Source organism: Arthrobacter sp. ERGS1:01, assembly GCF_001281315.1.
In the GTDB taxonomy this organism is placed as follows: domain Bacteria; phylum Actinomycetota; class Actinomycetes; order Actinomycetales; family Micrococcaceae; genus Specibacter.
The window spans coordinates 1,043,902-1,063,572 of record NZ_CP012479.1; the positions used below are offsets into that span (position 1 = coordinate 1,043,902).

18 protein-coding genes and 1 pseudogene are annotated in these 19,671 nt (G+C 64.0%); 7 read left to right on the top strand and 12 right to left on the bottom strand.

Annotated features, from left to right (window positions below):
* The 4 genes from AL755_RS08585 to AL755_RS08605 all read right to left on the bottom strand — a co-directional run bounded on the left by AL755_RS08585 (position 1) and on the right by AL755_RS08605 (position 2,920).
* Positions 1-636: a hypothetical protein gene (locus AL755_RS08585; RefSeq protein ID WP_150117078.1), complete on the bottom strand. Its 636-nt coding sequence runs from the start codon at positions 634-636 to the stop codon at positions 1-3.
* A 582-nt stretch (positions 637-1,218) separates the two neighbouring features.
* Positions 1,219-1,938, bottom strand: a complete 720-nt coding sequence (locus AL755_RS08595) for a hypothetical protein (protein ID WP_054010654.1) — start codon at positions 1,936-1,938, stop codon at positions 1,219-1,221.
* Entirely contained in the window at positions 1,935-2,690 is a 756-nt protein-coding gene (locus AL755_RS08600; RefSeq protein ID WP_150117079.1) for a hypothetical protein, read from the bottom strand. The genes AL755_RS08595 and AL755_RS08600 overlap by 4 nt, the downstream gene beginning before the upstream one ends.
* A 32-nt stretch (positions 2,691-2,722) precedes the next feature.
* Complete coding sequence (locus AL755_RS08605) at positions 2,723-2,920, bottom strand: helix-turn-helix transcriptional regulator (protein WP_237762637.1); 198 nt, start codon at positions 2,918-2,920, stop codon at positions 2,723-2,725.
* A 95-nt stretch (positions 2,921-3,015) separates the two neighbouring features.
* Between AL755_RS08605 and AL755_RS08610 the strand changes: the two genes are divergently transcribed.
* Positions 3,016-3,579 carry a helix-turn-helix transcriptional regulator gene (locus AL755_RS08610; RefSeq protein ID WP_150117080.1) on the top strand — a complete coding sequence of 188 codons (564 nt, stop codon included), beginning with the start codon at positions 3,016-3,018 and terminating at the stop codon, positions 3,577-3,579.
* Positions 3,554-4,666, top strand: coding sequence for a tyrosine-type recombinase/integrase (locus tag AL755_RS08615; RefSeq protein WP_054012955.1), 1,113 nt, complete (start codon positions 3,554-3,556; stop codon positions 4,664-4,666). The genes AL755_RS08610 and AL755_RS08615 overlap by 26 nt, the downstream gene beginning before the upstream one ends.
* Before the next feature lie 118 nt (positions 4,667-4,784).
* On the opposite strand, the gene glnA is transcribed toward AL755_RS08615, so the two are convergent.
* Positions 4,785-6,209: a type I glutamate--ammonia ligase gene (gene glnA / locus AL755_RS08620; protein ID WP_054010657.1), complete on the bottom strand. Its 1,425-nt coding sequence runs from the start codon at positions 6,207-6,209 to the stop codon at positions 4,785-4,787.
* 181 nt (positions 6,210-6,390) lie between these two features.
* On the opposite strand from glnA, the gene AL755_RS08625 reads away from it, so the two are divergent.
* Positions 6,391-6,828, top strand: coding sequence for an RDD family protein (locus AL755_RS08625; RefSeq protein ID WP_054010658.1), 438 nt, complete (start codon positions 6,391-6,393; stop codon positions 6,826-6,828).
* Positions 6,829-6,938: 110 nt separating this feature from the next.
* Here AL755_RS08625 and AL755_RS08630 read toward each other — a convergent pair whose 3' ends face one another.
* Genes AL755_RS08630 through lipB form a run of 3 tightly spaced genes read right to left on the bottom strand, consistent with a single transcriptional unit; the run spans position 6,939 to position 9,497 of the window.
* A complete protein-coding gene (locus tag AL755_RS08630; protein WP_054010659.1) occupies positions 6,939-7,709 on the bottom strand; it encodes a DUF4191 domain-containing protein in 771 nt (256 codons plus the stop codon).
* 46 nt (positions 7,710-7,755) lie between these two features.
* Entirely contained in the window at positions 7,756-8,772 is a 1,017-nt protein-coding gene (gene lipA / locus AL755_RS08635; RefSeq protein ID WP_054010660.1) for a lipoyl synthase, read from the bottom strand.
* Positions 8,769-9,497, bottom strand: coding sequence for a lipoyl(octanoyl) transferase LipB (lipB, locus tag AL755_RS08640; RefSeq protein WP_082369541.1), 729 nt, complete (start codon positions 9,495-9,497; stop codon positions 8,769-8,771). Before lipB ends, lipA begins: the two co-directional genes overlap by 4 nt.
* 103 nt (positions 9,498-9,600) lie before the next feature.
* Here lipB and AL755_RS08645 point away from each other — a divergent pair, with 103 nt between their 5' ends.
* Genes AL755_RS08645 through AL755_RS08655 form a run of 3 tightly spaced genes read left to right on the top strand, consistent with a single transcriptional unit; the run spans position 9,601 to position 14,806 of the window.
* Entirely contained in the window at positions 9,601-10,119 is a 519-nt protein-coding gene (locus tag AL755_RS08645) for a protein kinase domain-containing protein (RefSeq protein WP_054010661.1), read from the top strand.
* Complete coding sequence (locus AL755_RS08650) at positions 10,116-11,237, top strand: hypothetical protein (protein WP_054010662.1); 1,122 nt, start codon at positions 10,116-10,118, stop codon at positions 11,235-11,237. The genes AL755_RS08645 and AL755_RS08650 overlap by 4 nt, the downstream gene beginning before the upstream one ends.
* 47 nt (positions 11,238-11,284) lie before the next feature.
* Positions 11,285-14,806, top strand: coding sequence for a S41 family peptidase (locus tag AL755_RS08655; RefSeq protein ID WP_054010663.1), 3,522 nt, complete (start codon positions 11,285-11,287; stop codon positions 14,804-14,806).
* Between the two features lie 123 nt (positions 14,807-14,929).
* On the opposite strand, the gene AL755_RS08660 is transcribed toward AL755_RS08655, so the two are convergent.
* Entirely contained in the window at positions 14,930-15,361 is a 432-nt protein-coding gene (locus AL755_RS08660) for an OsmC family peroxiredoxin (protein ID WP_054010664.1), read from the bottom strand.
* A 105-nt stretch (positions 15,362-15,466) separates the two neighbouring features.
* Between AL755_RS08660 and AL755_RS08665 the strand changes: the two genes are divergently transcribed.
* Positions 15,467-15,814, top strand: a complete 348-nt coding sequence (locus tag AL755_RS08665) for a VOC family protein (protein ID WP_054010665.1) — start codon at positions 15,467-15,469, stop codon at positions 15,812-15,814.
* 89 nt (positions 15,815-15,903) lie between these two features.
* Here AL755_RS08665 and AL755_RS08670 read toward each other — a convergent pair whose 3' ends face one another.
* The 3 genes and pseudogenes from AL755_RS08670 to lpdA form a co-directional block, all read right to left on the bottom strand.
* Positions 15,904-16,254 (bottom strand): hypothetical protein, encoded by a 351-nt coding sequence (locus AL755_RS08670; RefSeq protein WP_054010666.1) that lies wholly within the window; start codon positions 16,252-16,254, stop codon positions 15,904-15,906.
* Between the two features lie 104 nt (positions 16,255-16,358).
* A pseudogene (sucB, locus tag AL755_RS08675) lies at positions 16,359-18,079 on the bottom strand (2-oxoglutarate dehydrogenase, E2 component, dihydrolipoamide succinyltransferase).
* 127 nt (positions 18,080-18,206) lie between these two features.
* Positions 18,207-19,589 carry a dihydrolipoyl dehydrogenase gene (gene lpdA, locus AL755_RS08680; protein ID WP_054010667.1) on the bottom strand — a complete coding sequence of 461 codons (1,383 nt, stop codon included), beginning with the start codon at positions 19,587-19,589 and terminating at the stop codon, positions 18,207-18,209.
* Positions 19,590-19,671 lie beyond the last annotated feature (82 nt).

Here is a 19,671-nt window from a genome sequence, read left to right on the forward strand (position 1 = left end):
TCATGCTCCTAACTCGGGCTGATGCGTTTGTGTGATCTGCGCCTGGAGTGCTTGGCCCCTGGTAAACGTGTCGCGGATCTTATCGGAAGTGGTGGGTCGTGCACCTGCTGCTCCTGATGGGCGGCTACTGAGGATCCAGTTGTGCCAGGTCTTGACCCAATCGAGCTTGGTAGCATCTCGGCCGGGCTTGGATTCCCAGTGGTTCTTGAACTTGATGGTTTCGAGGTTGAAGTCCACGTTTGGTGCGTTGACGGATGCCCACTGGGCCATTTCGGCGGTGATGCTGAAATTGACTGGGATGCGGATGCCGCGTTTTTGCGGCGTCTCTCTTTTAACTACTTCGTTAGAAGTAGTAGTTGTAGTAGTAGGGGTAGTAGTAGCACCTGGGGTAGTCTCATCAGCGTTTACGCCATAACCGACGCTGTTACCGATGGCGTTTTCGATAGGGCTACCGGTGGTGCTTGTGTCGACATAAGCAATAGCTTTGAGATCTTCTGATGGCTCGCGAAGGATCCCGGCTACGCGTGGTTCCTTCCAGCACTCCATCGCCGGATTGTCGTTGCATAGACGTCTGAGCTCATGAACGAAGTAGCGTCTAATATTCGGCGATGAGATGTCAGCGTAGGCGTTGGCCATAGCGATTGGCATCCTGTACCTAGCGAGTAGGCCGTCATGCCGGACGAACGACCTGATCAGGACTTCCTCAGTGTCTTCATCTACGTAGACGTATGAGCCTGCCTGGAGCTCCGCAGCGGCTTCTCGAATGGCGCTCGCAGTCACGCCCCGGGTGATCTTTGCCAGGCGCCCTGGCCGCCAGTCGGCTACGCCTGCGTAATTCAGAGTCGGGTGGATGAGAAGTAGCTTGTAGAGATGCTGAGCAGCCATACTAAGGCTCCGGTAGTCGGTATTTGAGAGCATATCGACACGGATGTTTGCGCGGTCCCTAGCCATCGTCCTGAGAACCTCCCGTAGTCTGCGCTTTCATGGCCGTGCTGGCTGCTTCCGCGGCATCCGCAGCGGCAAGTAGCACTTGGGCCAGGCGGCGCGCTTCAGCGGGCGTCAGGAAGTTGAGTCTCGGTGTCCAGACCTCGAGCGCGTGATTGCCCGTAGCTGAGTTCCAAGTTGGCGTGACAATCCATCCGCGGTCCATGGACTCGACTCCAGTCCATAGATCTTGGCGCCCTTTTACCTTGCTGTAGCCCTTCGGTGGCATAAGGCTCATTTGACTGCCTCCCAGAGTTCATTGCCACTGATGACAAACTGGTCCCATTCCGTTTTTGTAAATTCAAGACTTCGCGTGTGAACTCGATCCGGGTTGATGCCGACGACGGGATCCCTGTGCTCTTCAGGGCGGTGCATGTACAGTTCCAGGAGGTCCGGCTCGTCGACAGGTGCTGTTGCGTTGTTGGTTGCCAGTGGCACGATCTTGCCTTCTGACCAGCAGTGCTTGTCTGTCATGAGGGCTTCTTCCGGATGTCCATCGCCGTCGCTGCACCAAGGCTCGCACTTGATCGGGGCTGCAACTGGTGCACCTGGCTGCATTCCTGTCCCCTCACCGCTGGTGCCGTAGTCCGGCGTGAAGCGTGTAGCGAGTGATTGGATGGCTGCTCCCAGAGCGCTGGCCTGGCTAATGGGCCACGGGTTGTCACCTTCATAGTCAAGGTAGAAATCAACACCCGTGTCCGGTGCCCAATGTGTCGTGATCTGACCGCCGTTGAGCTCGATCGTTGGGCCGGTCCAGTCTCCGTGCCAGTCAGGATCGGCAAGCATTTCTTGGACATCATTGACAGTGAGGTTCAAATGGAAGCCACCCGGGACGCCAAACTTGGCCCGGACGCGGTTCTCCATCTCGGCGGCCAAGTCGCATACAGGAACAGTGGAAAGTACGGCAATGTGTTCGTGGAGCTGAGTGGGTGCCGCGAGTGTTGAAGCGTTCACTTGGCGCCCTCCGTAATTGCGGCAACGAGGCTGACGAGGCTGGCCATGACAGTCATGACTTCCTCTCGGGATGAGAATGAAAAGCACTCGTCAGGTGAATTGGCGAATTCGCCTTGGTCCATGAACCGCTTGGCCATTGTGAACTGTTCATCGCCACCTTCGAACCAACTCGAATGGATATCCCATTTCTGGCGCCCGTCATTGAGATGGATGCTGGGCCCGCGACCGGAGAGGGTATCTGTTTCCGCGTCGTAGTGAGCGGTGTCGGCCCAGGCAGGGATAGTCGGCGTACCGGCTTCGGCTCGCGACTGCTGGTCCTCCTGCATTGGAACAGCGAGCTTCAGAATGTTCTGAGCGAGGACGATTGATTCAGACGGCGACAGGTCCCGGTCCAGATCCAACTCAAAATGGAGATTGTATTCGTTTGTGCTGCGGTCGAACTCGCGGTAGATATGGTGCCCACGCCCCTCAATGACATCGGCCATGAATACCGGCGAACCGGGCTCTGCCTGCGCGTACCCTGCGGGGATCGTGATGTTGCTACACTTCAAGTGAATCTGCTCCTTAGAGGGTGCTGGTTTTACGGCCGTGGCGTGTTCTTTGGCGAGAGCGTCACGGTCTTCTTTTTTCTCAATACGGATGTGCGTTGGGGCTGCGAACGTCCTGTCGCCGTTGTCCCACTGGACACCGATGAAATCCGGCCAGTCTGCACTGCGATCGTCAATGATTGTTCCTTCGAGTCCGTGTGGCAACCAGTGGACTCGGTCCCCAGGGCTGAACCCCACTAACTGCTAGCCGAATCGAATGCGGCGTTTACCCAGTCGATGACGTCCTGCTCGCGGTACATAACTCGGCCACCGAGCTTGGCGGACTTCGGGCCACTGCCGTTGTGACGCATCCATCGGAGCTGGGCTGCGGACTTTCGCAGCAGTTCTGCCACTTCATCAATCGTCAGCAGCTTCATGGCTGTTATGGCGTTCATCTTGTCTCCTATTCATTCCTGTTGGGGAAGTCCAACAATGAAGACTGTAGTTGGGAATCTTGGAATGTGCAACATTGCTGTGGGAGTATCTATACATGGATGAATCAAGGGCAGATATGCCGGTGGCGTTGTTCGCCGCAAATTTGAAGCGATTTCGCGAAGTTTATGGGTGGTCTCAGTCTGAGCTTGCCCGCAGAATGCAGGAGTCAGGTTGGCCAAAATACAGTCAGGTTGCCGTGTCGCGCACCGAGGAGGGGTCGCGGTCCGTTCGCCTGGATGAAGCGGTGGCTCTTGCGAAGCTATTTGACAGAAAACTTCAGGACCTACTTGATCCTGAAGATGTCCTTGATAGCTGGCTGAAGCTCAGATTCTTCATCGATGACTACTCGAATGCAGTGTCCACACTTCGGCTTGCTGTTGATGACGTTGAAGAGCGCCGTATTTTCGTAAGCGTGAACGCCCAGCTGTTGAGAGAAGAGATTGAACTAGCCGGAGGCTCGGGAAAGGTCAGCGAAACCATGAACAAGACTCTCTCAAACGCTGAAATCATCTTGACCCGCAGCACACTAGACCTCGTTGAGGGAGAACTAGAGGCCTTGGAGCGGGAGACTTTTGAAGCCGAGGTAGATGGCCATGGCGTCGATCAAGAAGCGCCCTGACGGCAAATGGCGGGCCCGGTATAGGGACGCTGATGGGCAGGAGCACTCGCGTCATTTTCGACTGAAGAACAAGAGCGACACTGCGAAGCCTGGTGAGATCAGTGCGCAGGAGTGGCTGGATGAAGTCACAGCTGCGATGGTCACTGGGAACTATGTAGACCCGAAGAAGGCGAAACTGACTGTGGGGGAGTGGTGTGAGATCTGGTTGAACGGTTACGCGAACAATAGACCGTCATCAGTGAAGCAAGCCAAGTCACATGTCAAGCGGATCGATGCCGCGTTCGGGAAGAGGACGTTGGTCAGCGTGCGTCCCTCCGAGGTCAAGGCATGGACGGCGAAACTCAAGAATGAGGGGCTGGCCGACTCCACGATCTACGCGCTGCACAGCCGCCTGTCACACATCTTCTCGGACGCAGTCCATGACGGGATACTGCCGAAGTCACCTTTGAGTCGGCGGACATCGCCACCCATGGGCAAGCAGCGCCCCTTTGTAGCCACCACTGAGCAGGTCTGGGCGCTCTATGACGCCATGGACGCTTGGACCCGTCCCGGCATCCTCCTGGGTGCGTTTGCCGGCCTGCGCGTGGCCGAAGCCGTCGCCCTGCGTGTCAAAGACATCGACTTTATGCGCGGCGTAATCTCGCCGGCCATCCAATACCCAGACGAACCGCTGAAGTCTGACACGTCGAAGACCCCAATCCCGATTCCGCGTGAGCTCGCCGTGATGCTGAACCGCAACCCATCAATTCTCGGTTCCGAAACGATCATCGCCGCGGAGCATGGCCGCGCCATTGCCCCATACACTTTCGAGACGAGGTTTAGGGAAGCCAGGGAAACCATCAAGGGCCTACCTAAAGGGTTTCGTTTCCATGACCTCCGCCACTACTTCGCGTCCCTACTGATTTCCGAAGGCCTTGATGTGAAGGTGGTACAGGCCCGGCTACGGCACGCTTCTGCGAAGACCACCCTGGACACCTATAGCCACATGTGGCCCGATAAGGATGAAGCGTCGCGGACAGCCGTCGCTGGCGTCCTTGCAGCCCGCAAAAAGTCGCTCGGCGGACAAGTCGAAAAGGCTGGCCCATAAGAATTTGGGCATCGAAAAATGGGGCCGGAACATTGCGTTCCGGCCCCATTTTTCTGTCATAAAGTTTTTCTCTTGCGGACTGCTTGCGGACTAACCCCGCAAAATCCGCATGTTCTAGCTAGCAGCCGTAGTAGAGCTCGAACTCGTACGGGTTCGGGCGCAAGGAGAGCGGCTTGATCTCGTATTCGCGCTTGTAGTCGATCCAGGTGTCGATCAGGTCCTGGGTGAACACGCCGCCGGCCTGCAGGAACTCGTTGTCGTTCTCCAGGGCGATGAGCGCCTCTTCGAGGGACTCGGGAGCCTTGGGGATGTCCTTGGCTTCCTCGGGGGGCAGCTCGTAGAGGTCCTTGTCGATGGGAGCCGGGGGTTCGATCCGGTTCTTGATGCCGTCAAGGCCGGCCATCAGCTGGGCGGAGAACGCCAGGTACGGGTTGGAGGAGGGGTCCGGTGCGCGGAACTCCAGGCGCTTGGCCTTCGGGTTGGAACCGGTGATCGGGATGCGGATACCGGCGGAGCGGTTGCCCTGTGAGTACACCATGTTGACCGGGGCCTCGAAGCCCTTGACCAGGCGGCGGTAGGAGTTCACCGTCGGGTTGGTGAATGCCAAAACGGCGGAGGAGTGCTTGAGCAGGCCGCCAATGTACCAGCGGGCAAGATCGGACAGGCCGGCGTAGCCCTTCTCGTCGTAGAACAGCGGCTTGCCGTTGCTCCACAGCGACTGGTGGCAGTGCATGCCGGAACCGTTGTCGCCAAAGACCGGCTTGGGCATGAACGTGACCGACTTGCCCCAGGCCCAGGCGGTGTTCTTGATGACGTACTTGAACTTCTGCAGGTCATCGGCCGAGTGGACCAGGGTGTTGAACGTGTAGTTGATTTCGGCCTGGCCGGCCGCACCAACCTCGTGGTGGGAGCGCTCGACCTCGAGGCCGGCGGCATCCAGTTCCAGGCACATGGCGTCGCGCAGATCGGCCTGGTGGTCGATCGGGGCCACGGGGAAGTAACCGCCCTTGACGGGGGTCTTGTAGCCGAGGTTTCCGCCGGCTTCCTCGCGGCCGGTGTTCCAGTTGGCCTCTTCGGAATCGATCTTGTAGAAGGAGCCCTGCGGGGAGGACTCGTACTGGACGTTGTCGAAGACGAAGAACTCGGCCTCGGCACCGAAGAATGCGGTGTCGGCAATGCCGGTGGAGGCCAGGTATGCCTCGGCCTTTTCGGCCACGCCGCGGGGGTCGCGGTGGTAGGGATCACCCGTGCGGGGGTTCACGATGGAGAAGTTCAGCGCAAGCGTCTTCTCCTTGCGGAACGTGTCCACGAATGCGGTGGTGGGGTCCGGGACCAGCTGCATGTCCGACTCGGCAATGCCCTGGAAGCCGCGGATCGATGAGCCGTCGAAGAGCTGGCCGTGGACGAAGAAGTCCAGGTCAACCGTCTTGGCGGGGACATTGAAGTGCTGCTGCACGCCGGGCAGGTCGGTGAATCGGATATCGACGAACTTTACATCTTCGTCCTTGATGAACTGGAGGACTTCTTCCGCGTTCTTGAACATCTACGCTCCTTGGCGTTCTGGATTCCGGCCGGTGCTTCGCGGCCGCTCGTGCAACTGCAACGTTTACAAGCGTAGGGCGGTGCCATTACTCGAGAGTGTCCGAAATGTTTCCGGCACGTTACAGCTGCCCTGGGTTTGTTCCGGTGACCGAGTCTTGGCACTCCACCGGTAGGCTTGGAGGGTGGTAGATCGCAAAGACATCGGGTCCTGGCTCAGCGGCCCGGACACTTCCAATATATCCAACTACCCTGGCGAACGGCTGGGATTACCCGATTCCGGGCGCGGTTCCATGGCGCGTGCCGGCCGGCGCATCCTGGCCATCTGCATTGACTGGGGCCTGAGCTACCTCATTGCCATCGCCTTTTTCAACGCGAACCCGAACGCCATTTTGGCCGTTTTCGCGCTGGAACAGATGGTTTTGGTGGGCACGCTGGGCTACAGCATCGGCCACCGGATCATGGGCATCCAGGTCCAAAGGCTCGACGGCGGCCCCGCCGGCCTGCTCGCCGGCGTCGTCCGCGCCGTGCTGGTGTGCCTGGTGATCCCCGTGGTGATTGTCGACGCCGACCATCGCGGCCTGCACGACAAGGCCATGAAGACAATCCTCGTTCGCCGCTAGGCAAACGGCTTCGGCTGTCTCCACCGGGACGGCAAACGAAAAGGCCCCGTTCCCGAGTCCGGTTGGACTTGGGAACGGGGCCTTTTTGCGGCTAACCGGTGGTGCCGGCGTCAGCGTCCGCGTGAAGCCTTGCGGTCGGGGCGCGCCTTGTACGGGTCGATCCCCTTGGGGATCGGCAGCTTGTTGCCCATGGAGGAGATGCGCTTGTTGACGGCGCCAACCTCGATCTTGGTCAGTTCGCCCTTGAGCTTGTTCATCTTCTTCGTGATCTTCGCGATCGGCACCTGGCCCTCGCCCTTGCCGGTCTCGATCACGGTGACGGTGACGTTGGGCAGGATCCGGTTCAGGCGGCGTCGTTCGGCATCCACCAGGCCCTTGACCCGGGTGGACGGACCCTCGGTGACGAGCACGATGCCCGGCTTGCCGATGGCACGGAACACGACGTCCTGGGTGCGCGGGTTCACGGCGGCGGGCTGTTCGTCGAAGATCCAGCCGCGGCGAAGCGAGCTCAGGGCGGCGCCGGCTGCGCCGGGCTTGCCCTCAATCTGGGAGTACGCGGCACGCTCGGCACGGCGCGACATGATCAGCAATGCGCCCAACAAACCCAGCGGCAGGCCCACCAGCAGGCCGGTGATCCAGTTGCCGGGGGACACCAGCACCGTCACCAGGAGTGAGACCAGGATCAGGCCAAGGAATGCGCCAAGCATGTACCAGACCACCATGGGGTCGTGGCGGCGGGTCATCTTGAAGATGTCCACCATTTGCTTGAGGCGACCGGGCTTCTTTTCCTTCTTCGGTGCACCGTCCTTGGGGGCACGGTTGAAGAGGGAACGCTTGGGCTTCTCAGCGGCGGGCTGGGCGGAGTCAGAGGTTTTGGCCATAGTACGTCAATTCTACCGGTTGTTGGGCGGGTTTACTGCGCGAATCCTATTGGGCTGCGATCAGTGAGGCGGCTTCCTGGCGGGTGTGCCCGGAATCCTCGATGCCTTCGGCGATGTGCGCCAGGTGCTCGGGGATGTCGCGGCCCTTTTTCCGCATGGCCGTGGCCCACAGGCGGCCGGCACGGTAGGAGGAACGCACCAGCGGTCCGGACATGACGCCCAGGAAACCGATCTCCTCGGCCTCCTGGTTCAGTTCCAGGAATTCCTGCGGCTTGACCCAGCGGTCCACCGGCAGGTGGCGTTCGGAGGGGCGCAGGTACTGGGTGATCGTGATCAGGTCGGTGCCGGCGTCGTGCAGGTCCTGCAGGGCCACCGAGATCTCCTCACGGGTCTCGCCCATGCCCAGGATCAGGTTCGACTTGGTCACCATGCCGTGGTCCCGGCCCTGGCTGATGACATCCAGTGAACGCTCGTAGCGGAAGGCCGGGCGGATGCGCTTGAAAATGCGCGGCACGGTCTCCACGTTGTGGGCGAACACCTCGGGGGCGGACTCGCAGATCGCCGCAATGTTCTCCGGCTTGCCGGAAAAGTCCGGGATCAACAGCTCGACGCCGGTGTTCGGGTTCAGCTCGTGGATCTTGCGGACGGTCTCGGCATAGAGCCAGACGCCCTCGTCCTCCAGGTCGTCACGGGCCACGCCCGTGACCGTGGCGTAGCGCAGGTTCATCTTGACGACGGAACGGGCCACCTTGGTCGGCTCGAAGCGGTCGATCGGGGAGGGCTTGCCGGTATCGATCTGGCAGAAGTCGCAACGGCGCGTGCACTCGGAGCCGCCGATGAGGAAGGTGGCTTCGCGGTCTTCCCAGCATTCGAAGATGTTGGGGCAGCCGGCCTCCTCGCACACCGTGTGCAGGCCCTCGCCCTTGACCAGGTTCTTCATGGCGATGTATTCGGTGCCCATCGTCACCTTCGCCTTCATCCAGTCGGGCTTGCGCTCCACCGGAACCGCGGCGTTCCGTTGTTCGATCCGCAGCAGTTTGCGTCCCTCGGGTGCCAGCGTCACAGCGATGCTCCTTCTACCGGGCGCTGTTCGCGGGTGCCGGTCAATTCTTGTTCAGGGTGGGATTCGCCGGGGAGCGAATCGGTGATGATCGGGGTCAGGTGGCGGCGGGTCGCCGCGATGACGACCGGGGCCAGCTCGGTGGGGGTTACGTTGTTGCCGGTTTCGGCGGCGATGGTGGTGGTGCCGGCGTCGTTGATGCCGCAGGCGATGATTTGGGCGTAGGGGGCGAGATCGTTGTTTGCATTGATGGCAATGCCGTGCATGGTGACGCCCTCGTGGACGCGGATGCCGATGGCGGCAATCTTGCGGTCCGGTCCCTTTTCATCGGCCAGCAGCCAAATGCCGGCACGTCCCTTCACGCGGACGCCGTCCACGCCAAAGGCGGCCAGCGTCTCGATGATGATGTCCTCCAACACCGTGACGTACTGGCGGATGCCGTGGGCGTCCTTGAGCCGGACGATCGGGTACATGACAAGCTGCCCCGGACCATGCCAGGTCAGCTTTCCACCCCTGTCAACATTGATGACGGGTGTTCCGTCAAAGGGGCGTTCGTGGTCTTCGGTGCGTTTTCCGGCCGTGTAGACAGCGGAATGTTCGAGCAACAGCACTGTATTCACCGCGGTGCCAGCGACGACGGCGTCGTGCACTTCGCGTTGATGATTCCAAGCGCCGTTGTAGTCGATGAAATCCGGGGCAAAACCGACTTCTTTGAACTCAACAGTCATGTAGGCCACTTTAGTTGACGTTGCAATTTCGCCTAAATCCGAAAACCGGCCGGCCTGTGGATAACTTCAAGCGGGATCGGGCGAATTGGACTATCACTGACCTATGGAGACTTTCAGCGATGACCACGGCAATGGGCGGCCCCCGGACATTCCGGGCTGTGATCCGGTGCGCAGGCTGGGCGGCGGCGCCTCCGGGACTGTCTGGCTGGTGCAGCCGCGGGACGGCACCGTGCCGCTGGCGGCCAAGTGCCTGCTGCCGGGCCCTGCCGGCTCCGGCGCCGGGTGTCACAATGAAAGCGAAATCACACAAGAATGGCGCATTCTGGCCCAATATGACCATGAACATCTGATCCGGGTCCACGACGTGGTGCCCCTGGACGGGGATGGTGGCAGCGGCTGGGCGCTGCTCATGGACTACGCCGCGGGCGGTTCGGTGCGGGATATCGTGGCGGCCCGAGGCCCGCTGACCCCGGGCGAGGTGGTGACCATCCTGACCCCGCTGGGGGAGGTGTTGTCGTATTTGCACGGGCGCGGGGTGGTGCATGGGGATGTTTCGCCGGGCAATGTCCTGTTGACTGCGCACGGCAAGCCGCTCCTGGGGACCTGGGCTGCGGCCGCATGACGGGCCAGACCCATGATTCCCCGGGTGGCACGCCGGGCTTTTTCTGCGCGCAGGATGACCAGGCCACGGCGGCCTCGGACGTCTACGCGATGGCCGCCGTCGGCTGGTATGCGCTCACGGGTTCGGCACCGCCGCCCACCCGGGACCGCATGCCGCTTTCCTTGTCTGTCCCCGGAGTTCCGGCCGAACTAACCGCGGCGCTGGAGGCGGGGCTGGCCGACAACGCCGCCCAACGCCCGACGCCGGCCGCCCTGGCCCAGGCCGTCTTCCGCAGTGCCCGGGCCGAACCCGTGGCCCTGGCACTGGCCGTCCATCCCAGCGTGCTCCCGGACCTGCTCACCCGGCGGCGCGCGCATCAGCCGCCGCGCCGCGGCCTGGGTCGGCTGTTTCCGAGGGGCGACCGCCCGCGAGTCCGGGGCATTCCTTCGTGGATGCGCCGCCGTGTTCCCCGTCGCGTGCCCAGCCGGCTGCCCAGCCGCTGGATTCCCCTGCTAGCCGGCGTAGCCGTCGTCGCGGCGCTCCTGGTGGGGTGGCAACTGGTGGCCCGATCCGTGCAGGCAGGGGTGCCCGATCAAGCCGGGGGAGGCGCTCCCACTGCCGTAACGGTCCCGCCGTCGACGGGCGGCGGATCCGCGGCAGCACTGGCAGCCCTTGGCCCGGTGGCGGGTCGGGTGCCGGGGGAGATCCGGAAGGGGCTCGTGTCGGAGGACCCCGCCAAGGTCCTGCCGGCGCTTGCCTGGTTGAGGTCCTACGCGCTCTCGACTGCCGACGCAGCATTGCTGGCGGCCGTGAACGCACCCGGCTCGCCGGCCGTGAAAGCGGACACCGCGACGCTCCGTGCGCTGACCGGCGCCAAACACTCCTACTCCGGACTTGAGACCACGGTCACCGCGGCCAGGGAACAAAGCCGGAGCACGCCCGCCGGTGCCACTCCCGTCACGGCCACGGTGGCCGCCACCGTCACCACCAGCCCGTTTGCCGAAAACGATGCCGCCGGTGCCGTGGTGTACCAGCAACAACGCCAACAGCAACAAAAGCTGCGCATCGTGCTCGTGCTGCTCCAGGGAAGGTGGGTGATCCAGGAAATCCTCCCGGCCGGGGGAAACGGTGCAAGATAGCGGCCGGTCCCCGCCGCACCGGCAAACTGTGTGGCTAAGATACGGTAATGACCTCCTCGAGCTATTTCCGTTACCCGCATCTGCACCAAGACCTGCTGACATTTGTGGCCCAGGACGACGTCTGGGTTGCCCCGCTGGCCGGCGGCCGTGCGTGGCGGGTCTCGGCAGAAACCTCGCCCCCGCGCAATCCGCGCTTCACCCCCGACGGGAAAAACCTGGTCTGGACCGTGACGCGGGGGGCTGTGCCCGAAGTGGTGACTGCCCCCGTGGACGGCGGTGCGCTGAAGCAGCTGACCCACTGGGGCCATGCCGGCACCAAGGTCAAGGGCTTCACCGCCGACGGCGACGTGGTGGTCACGAGCGCCTTTGAACAGCCCGACGCACGCCTCACCTGGGCGTATGCGGTGTCCGTCGGGGACGGGCAGCGCCGCCGGCTGCCCTACGGCCCGGTGGACAGCGTCGCCTTTGGCACCGTCGTCGGTGACGAGCGGCCCGTTGTGTTGTCCTCGGTGCTCTCCCGGGAGCCCGCCGCCTGGAAGCGGTACCGCGGCGGCACCGCGGGAAAACTGTGGATCGACGCCGACGGTTCGGGCGAATTTGCCCGGCTCCTGCCGGAGGTGGACGGCAATGTTTGCGACCCCATGTGGGTTTCCGGCCGGATCGCCTTCCTTTCCGACCATGAAGGCCACGGCAACCTGTACTCGGTGCTCCCGGACGGCGGCAACCTCCAGCGCCACACCGACTTTGAGGGCTTCTACGTCCGCCACGCCAGCACCGACGGCACCAGGATCGTGTTTGAATCGGCCGGAAACCTGTTCGTCCTGAACAGCCTCAACGACGAAGCCGTCCAGCTGGAAATCACCCTCGGCGCCACAAACCAGGCCCGCAGTCCCCGGAAGCTGGACGTGGGCAAGCACCTCAACGAGGTTGTGCCCAGCCGCGACGGCCGCGCCAGCGTGGTGGAATCGCACGGCACCGTCCACTGGATCACGCACCGCGACGGCCCCGCACGGGTCATCGCCGCCGAGCCCGGCGTCCGCGCCCGGCTTGCCCGGCCCCTGGATGCCGGCCACGTCTTCTACGTTGCCGACGCCGGCGGCGAGGAGGCCCTGTACATCCGGGCCCTGGCCGATCCGTCGCCGCAGTCCGCTCCGCCGGCCCCCGCCGACGCGGCGCCCTTGACCGCCCCCGCACCCGCCGACCCCGAGGGCGAATCCGACGGCGACGCCGCGCAACTGCCGCGCCCGGTCTCGGCGCACGCCGTCAACGGTGCCGTGTTCGACGTTCCGGCCCAGGCCGCCGCCCCCGCAAGCCAGGCCACCGCGGACCAGGCTGCAGCGGCACCCGCGGCCGCAACGGCGGGCCAGCCCGAAGCCGCCCAAGCTGATTCCGGGCAGGATGCCCGCGAGCTGCGGCGCCTTGACTACCCGGCCCGCACCCGGGCCGCCGAGGCCGTGGCAAGCCCGGACGGCACCAAGATCGCGATCGGCACGGAATCCGGCGAGGTCCTGCTGGTGGATGTGCATGATGGATCCATGGAACTCGTGGCGCACACCGACGCGGGCGCGGTGGAGGAACTGGTGTTCAGCCCCGACTCGGCGTGGCTGCTGTGGGTGGAGCCGCTGGATTCCGACGAACGGCATTCACGGCTCCGGATGGCCGCCGTGGACGCCGAAAAGCACCAAGGTGAACGCATCATCGAGCTCACCGACGGCCGCTTCGCCGACTTCGGCGCCGACTTCACCCCGGACGGGAAGTACGTGGCGTTCCTGTCCCGTCGCAGCTTTGATCCGGTCTATGACACCCACTCCTTTGACCTTTCGTTCCCGGTCGCAACAAAACCGTTCCTGATCGCGATGGCCGCCACGACGCCGTCGCCCTTCGGGCCTTCGGTGGACGGCGCCCCGCACCCCGAGCACGCCAAGGACCACCACGACGCACCCGTTCCCACGGTCGCAGTGGACGTTGCCGGGTTGGCCGCACGCATCATTGCCGTGCCCGTGCCGCAGGACCGCTACACGGCGCTGTCCGCAACGGCGGGCGGCCTGCTGTGGCTGGTGGAGCGCGGCGACGGAGCCACGGGGGACGGCCTGGCCACCACGGCCGACAAAGCGGCGCCGGCACGCCTTGACCGCTTCGATTTTGCCACCGGCAAGGTCAGCCGGGTCGTTGAGGAACTGGACGACTTCCGGCTCAGCGGCGACGGCAAATGGATCGTCACGGTCCACGACGAGGCCGTTTCGGTGCTGCCGGTCGGGTCCAAGCCCGCCAAGGACGCCGCCGACACCGTCACTGTCGACCTGGAGCGGATCGTCCTCATGCTTGACCCCGTGCGCGTCTGGGGCCAGGCCTTCGACGAGGCCTGGCGGCTCCAGCGCGACTTCTACTACACGCCGGACATGGCGGGAACCGATTGGAACGCCGTCCACGCCCGCTACCGCCCCATCGTGGAACGGCTGGGCAGCCACGACGACCTCATGGACCTGCTGTGGGAACTCCACGGCGAGCTGGGCACCTCCCACGCCTATGTGACCCCGGCAACGAGCAACGACGACGCCGCAGGCCAGGGATACCTCGGCGCCGGGTTTGTCGCGACTCCCGACGGCTTCGCCATCACGGACATCATGGCGGGGGACTCCTCCGACCCGCAGGCATACTCCCCGCTGGCTGCGGCCGGCGTCGCCGTCCGCCAGGGCGAGATCCTCGAAGCCGTGAACGGCATCCCAGTGCCGGAACAGGGCCCCGCGGTGCTGCTGGCCGGAACTGCCGGAAAGATTGTCGAACTGACCCTGCGCAGCGCCCCCGGCAGCGGTGCGGGCGACGCCGGCGCACCCACCCGCCGCAGGGTCGCCGTCGTCCCGCTCAAGAGCGAGGAACGCCTGCGCTACCAGGAATGGGTCGGCGCCAACCGGGCCATGGTGCGCAAGGCCTCCAAGGGCGCGTTCGGCTACCTGCACGTCCCGGACATGATGCCGCGCGGATGGGCGCAGCTGCACCGCGACCTCGACACCGAAACGGCGGCCGACGCCCTGGTCATCGACATTCGGCGCAACCGCGGCGGCCACACCTCGCAACTCGTGGCCGAGGTCATCAGCCGGCGCATGGACGCCTGGTGCCTGGCCCGTGGACAAGGACCCCAGATCTACCCGTCGCAGGCGCCCCGGGGACCCGTGGTGATCCTGGCCGACGAATTTGCCGGCTCCGACGGGGACATCATTACGGCCGTGGCGAAACTGCGGGGGATCGGCCCCGTGGTGGGCATGCGCACCTGGGGCGGCGTGGTGGGCATCGACGGGCGCTTCTCGCTGGCCGACGGAACAGAAGTGACCCAGCCGCGCTACGCTTTCTGGTTCCGGGACGGCCAGGGCTTCCACGTGGAAAACTTCGGCGTGGAACCGGACATTGAGGTGCCGTTCGCACCGCACGACCACATGGCCGGCAACGATCCCCAGCTGGAGGCCGCCGTGGGTGTGCTCCTGGAGATGCTCCAGGAGATCCCCACCGTGCAACCGCCCGCACTGGCCGGTTACCGCAACGTGGCACCGGGAGCGCTCCCGCCGCGTCCGTAAGGCCCTGTAAAAAGGATATGGCCGCCTACCCGACGGGGAGGCGGCCATATCTGCAATCCGGACCCAAACACCTAGCCCGCGAGGGCCCCGAACCGAGGTACGAGGTTTGGGAGCGGGTGGGGACTACGAGGCGTCGAGCGTCGCGTCCAGGGTGATCTCGATGCCGGCGAGGGCAGCGGAGACGGGGCAGCCGGCCTTGGCGCCCTCGGCGATGGTGGCGAACTCTTCCGCGGTGATGCCGGGGATCCGGGCGGCCAGGGTCAGGTGGCTGCCGGTGATTCCGGTGCCGGGCACGAACGTGACGGCGGCGGAGGTGTTGACGTAGTCGGCGGCCTTGCCGGCTTCGGACAGTGCATTGCTGAACGCCATGGCGAAGCAGGACGAGTGGGCGGCCGCGATGAGCTCTTCGGGGCTGGTCTTGCCTTCGGCCGCTTCGGCGCGGGCCTTCCAGGTGACGTCGAACGTGCCCAGTCCCGAGCTGTCCAGGGTAACCTGTCCGGCACCCGTGGGAAGATCGCCAACCCATCCAGTGTGGGCGTTGCGAATTGTAGCCATGTTCACTCCTTATGAAATATCAGTGGTGCGTACCCTTCGAACAGCGGGCACGCCCCTCCACCCTATGCCGTAGCGGCTCCGGGTGTCGCGGATTACACTGTCGGCATGGTCAAACTTTCCTCAGTGGTCATTAATTCCGCCAATCCGGCCGAACTTGTTGGTTTTTGGTCGGCTTTCCTTGAAACGGAGGTCGCCGCATCGGGCAGCGGCTTCACCTGGCTCTCCCTGGGTGAGGGGATGCCGCGCCTGGCAATCCAGGAGGTGGCCGCCCCCACGGCGGGCCGGCGCCGGCTGCACCTGGATTTCGCGGCCGCCGACATGGTGGCCGAGGCCGCCAGGGCTGTGTCGCTGGGCGCCAAACGCCTGGAGGAGCATTCGATCGGCGACTTTGCCTGGGTGGTGCTGGCCGATCCCGACGGCAACGAGTTCTGCATCTCGCCCAACCACGGCTAGCTCAAACGACATAACGGCGCTTTCTTCGCTTGCAGGGGAGTAAGGAACCCCCTGCAAGCGAAGAAAGCGCCGTTATGTCGTGAAACCGCTTAGGACCAGATGGTGGCCACGGCGATGTTGATCAGCGCCATGCCGCCGACGGCGTGTGCCAGTCCGGTGGGGACCTCCTGGCCGGCCTTGGCCTTGCGGTAGCCGATGATGGCCGGGATCAGCACGGCGATGGCGATGATGAGCTTGACCGTGATCTTCGCGTAGTTGACGTCGGCGTGTGTGGCGCCGAGGATGCCCACCAGGGCCAGGCCGGTGACGAGCTGGGCAATGGCGCCCCACAGCTGGATGGGAAGCACGGTGGGCTTCTTGAACGAGGCGAACCAGCCGCCAACGATCGCGGCTGCGCCGAGCACGTGCAGGAATACCAGGATGTTCGTGAGTACAGTCATGCCACCAGTTTAGCGACAAAGTGTCCGCAAAACACCAATGGGTCGCCTTCCTGTGAGGAAGGCGACCCATTGGTCATTTCAAGCGGGTTACCGCAAGGGCCGTGTTAGAGGCCCAGGTCGGCCTCGAACGCGCCGTCTTCCAGGCGGCCTTCAAGGTCTGCAGGAAGCGGCCGGCGTCCGCGCCGTCCACCAGGCGGTGGTCGTACGTCAGGCACAGGTACATCATGTGACGGATGGCGATGGTGTCGTCACCGTCGGCGTCCGTGACCACGACGGCGCGCTTGACGATGCCGCCGGTGCCCAGGATCGCCACGTTGGGCTGGTTGATGATCGGGGTGTCGAACAGTGCGCCGACGCTACCGATGTTCGTGATCGAGAACGTGCCGCCGGAGAGCTCGTCCGGACCGATCTTGCCGCTGCGGGTGCGTGAGGCAACATCGGCGATCTTCCCGGCCAGGCCGGCCAGGTTCAGGTCACCGGCGTTGGAGATGACGGGAACCAGCAGGCCCTTGTCCGTGTCCACGGCGATGGCCACGTGCTCGGCGTTGTGGTACGTGATCTGCTGAGTTTCCTCGTTGTACTCACCGTTGACCGCGGGGTGCTGCTTGAGCGCCTCGGTGACGGCCTTGGCAATGAACGGCAGGAACGTCAGCTTGGTGCCGTTGACGGCCTGGAACTGGTTCTTGGCCGAGTTGCGCAGCTTCACGATGCGCGTCATGTCAACCTCGTGCACCTGCGTGAGCTGCGTGGAGATGTCCAGCGACTCGCGCATGCGGCGGGCGATGACCTGGCGGATGCGGGGAGCCTTGACCGTGGTGCCTCGCAGGGAGGACGGTACGACGGCGGGTGCAGCCTTGGGAGCTGCTGCGGCTGCGGCGGCCGGAGCCGGTGCGGCAGCTGCCTTGGCGGCCTCGGCCACAGCCAGGACGTCCTGCTTGCGAATGCGACCGCCGACGCCGGAACCGGTGACGGTGGTGATGTCCACGCCGTGCTGGTTGGCAAGCTTGCGCACCAGGGGAGTGACGTAGCTTGAATCGCTGGCTGCGGCGGGTGCAGCCGGAGCCGCGGCCGGAGCGACGGGAGCCGGAGCAGCAACGGGAGCCGGAGCGGCAACAGGAGCCGGAGCAGCTACCGGAGCGGGGGCAGCAACAGGGGCGGGCGCGGCAACGGGAGCCGGAGCAGCCGGGGCGGCGGGAGCAGCGGCGGCGGGTGCGCCGGAGCCGATCAATGCCAGGACGCCGCCAACCTCAGCGGTCTCGTCTTCCGGTACGCGGATTTCCAGCAGGGTGCCGGCCACGGGGGACGGGATCTCGGTGTCAACCTTGTCGGTGGACACCTCCAGCAGCGGCTCGTCAACCTCAACACTCTCGCCAACGGCCTTCAACCAGCGCGTGACGGTGCCTTCGGTGACGCTCTCGCCCAGGGCGGGAAGCTTGACCTCGAAGGTGTCGCCGGCGGGGGCTGCGGCGGGCGCGGCAGCCGGTGCGGCGGGAGCCTCGACGGGGGCGGCTGCCGGTGCTGCCGGGGCGGGCTCGGCTGCGGGAGCCGGCTCGGCGGCCGGTGCGGATGCGGCAGCGCCGGCACCGTCTCCGCTGCCGATCAGGGCCAGCGGTGCACCAACTTCTGCGGTCTCGTCCTCGGGGACCAGGATCTGCTCCAGGATGCCGGCAAAGGGCGAGGGGATTTCGGTGTCAACCTTGTCGGTGGAAACCTCCAGCAGGGGCTCGTCAACTTCGACGCGGTCGCCTACCTGCTTGAGCCATCGTGTGACGGTACCTTCGGTGACGCTTTCACCCAAGGCGGGCAAGTTCACGGATTCAGACATTTCGTCCCCGTTCTCCTTTTTGTGCAGTGCATTTCTGTGCACCAGACATGAAATTCATGAGTAATGATGATGTGTATTTGAGCTTAGTGCACCCGGCGCGAACGCCGGGTGCACTAAAAAACGTTTGCTAGCCGTGGAGCGGGCGGCCGGCCAATGCCATGGCCGCTTCCCCGAGGGCTTCGTTCTGGGTGGGGTGTGCGTGGATCAGGCTCGCAACATCCTCCGGGTAGGCTTCCCAGTTCACGATGAGCTGTGCCTCACCGATCTGCTCGCCAACGCGGCTGCCGATCATGTGCACGCCCACCACGGGGCCGTCCTTTTCGCGGACGAACTTGATGATGCCGCCGGTGCCCAGAATGGCGCTCTTGCCGTTGCCGGCAAGGTTGTATTCGGTGCTTTCGACGTTGGCGTCGCCAAACTTTTCCTTGGCCTGCTTTTCGTTCAAGCCGACCGAGGCGATCTCGGGATCGCAGAAGGTGACCTTCGGGACGTTGATGTCCTCGACCACTACGGGGTTCAGGCCGGCGATTTCCTCGGCCACGAAGATGCCCTGTTGGAAGCCGCGGTGGGCCAGCTGGACGCCGGGGACGATGTCGCCCACGGCGTAGATGTTGCCGACGCCGGTGTGCAGGCGCTCGTTGGTGATGACAAAGCCGCGGTCGATCGTGACGCCGGCTTCCTCGAAGCCCATGCCTGCGGTGGACGGGCCACGGCCGACTGCCACGAGCATGAGGTCCGCTTCGAACGTCTTGCCGTCCACGAGGGTGGCCTTGACGCCGTCGGCGGTCTGCTCCACGCCCTGGAAGAAGGTGCCGGTGTTGAACTTGATGCCGCGCTTGCGGAACGTGCGCTCAAGGACCTTGATGATGGAGGCATCTTCGTTGGGGACCAGGGAGGCCATGCCTTCGATGATGGTGACGTCCACGCCGAAGGACTTCCAGACGGAAGCGAACTCGACGCCGATCACGCCGCCGCCGAGCACGATTGCGCTCTTGGGCACGTAGTCCATGGTCAGGGCCTGGTCGGAGGTGATGACCTTGCCGCCAATTTCCAGGCCGGGGAGGCTGCGGGAGTAGGAACCCGTGGCCAGCACGATGTTCTTGCCCGTGTAGTTCACGCCGTTCACGGTGATCGTGTTCGGGGCGGTGAGCTTGCCTTCGCCGTCGATGACGGTGATGCCCTTGCCCTTGATGAGACCCTGCAGGCCCTTGTACTTGCCGGCAATGATGCCGTCCTTGTACGCGTTGACGGCATTCATGTCGATGCTGGTCAGCTCAACGTTGACACCCACCTTGGAGCCCTCACGGGCGTGGTCGGCGACTTCTGCGGCGTGCAGAAGGGCCTTGGTGGGGATACAACCGTTGTGCAGGCAGGTGCCGCCCAACTTGTTCTTTTCCACCAGTCCAACGGTCATGCCCAATTGGATGGCACGCAATGCTGCGGCGTAACCGCCACTGCCACCACCGAGAATCAGGATGTCGAATTCTTGCCCAGCTGCCTGATCGGCCACTTAGACGCTCCCTCGCGTTCGGGTGGCGCACGGGATCGCGCGCCATCTCATCAATTGTCGTGGCAAGGCCGGGTGGATTGAT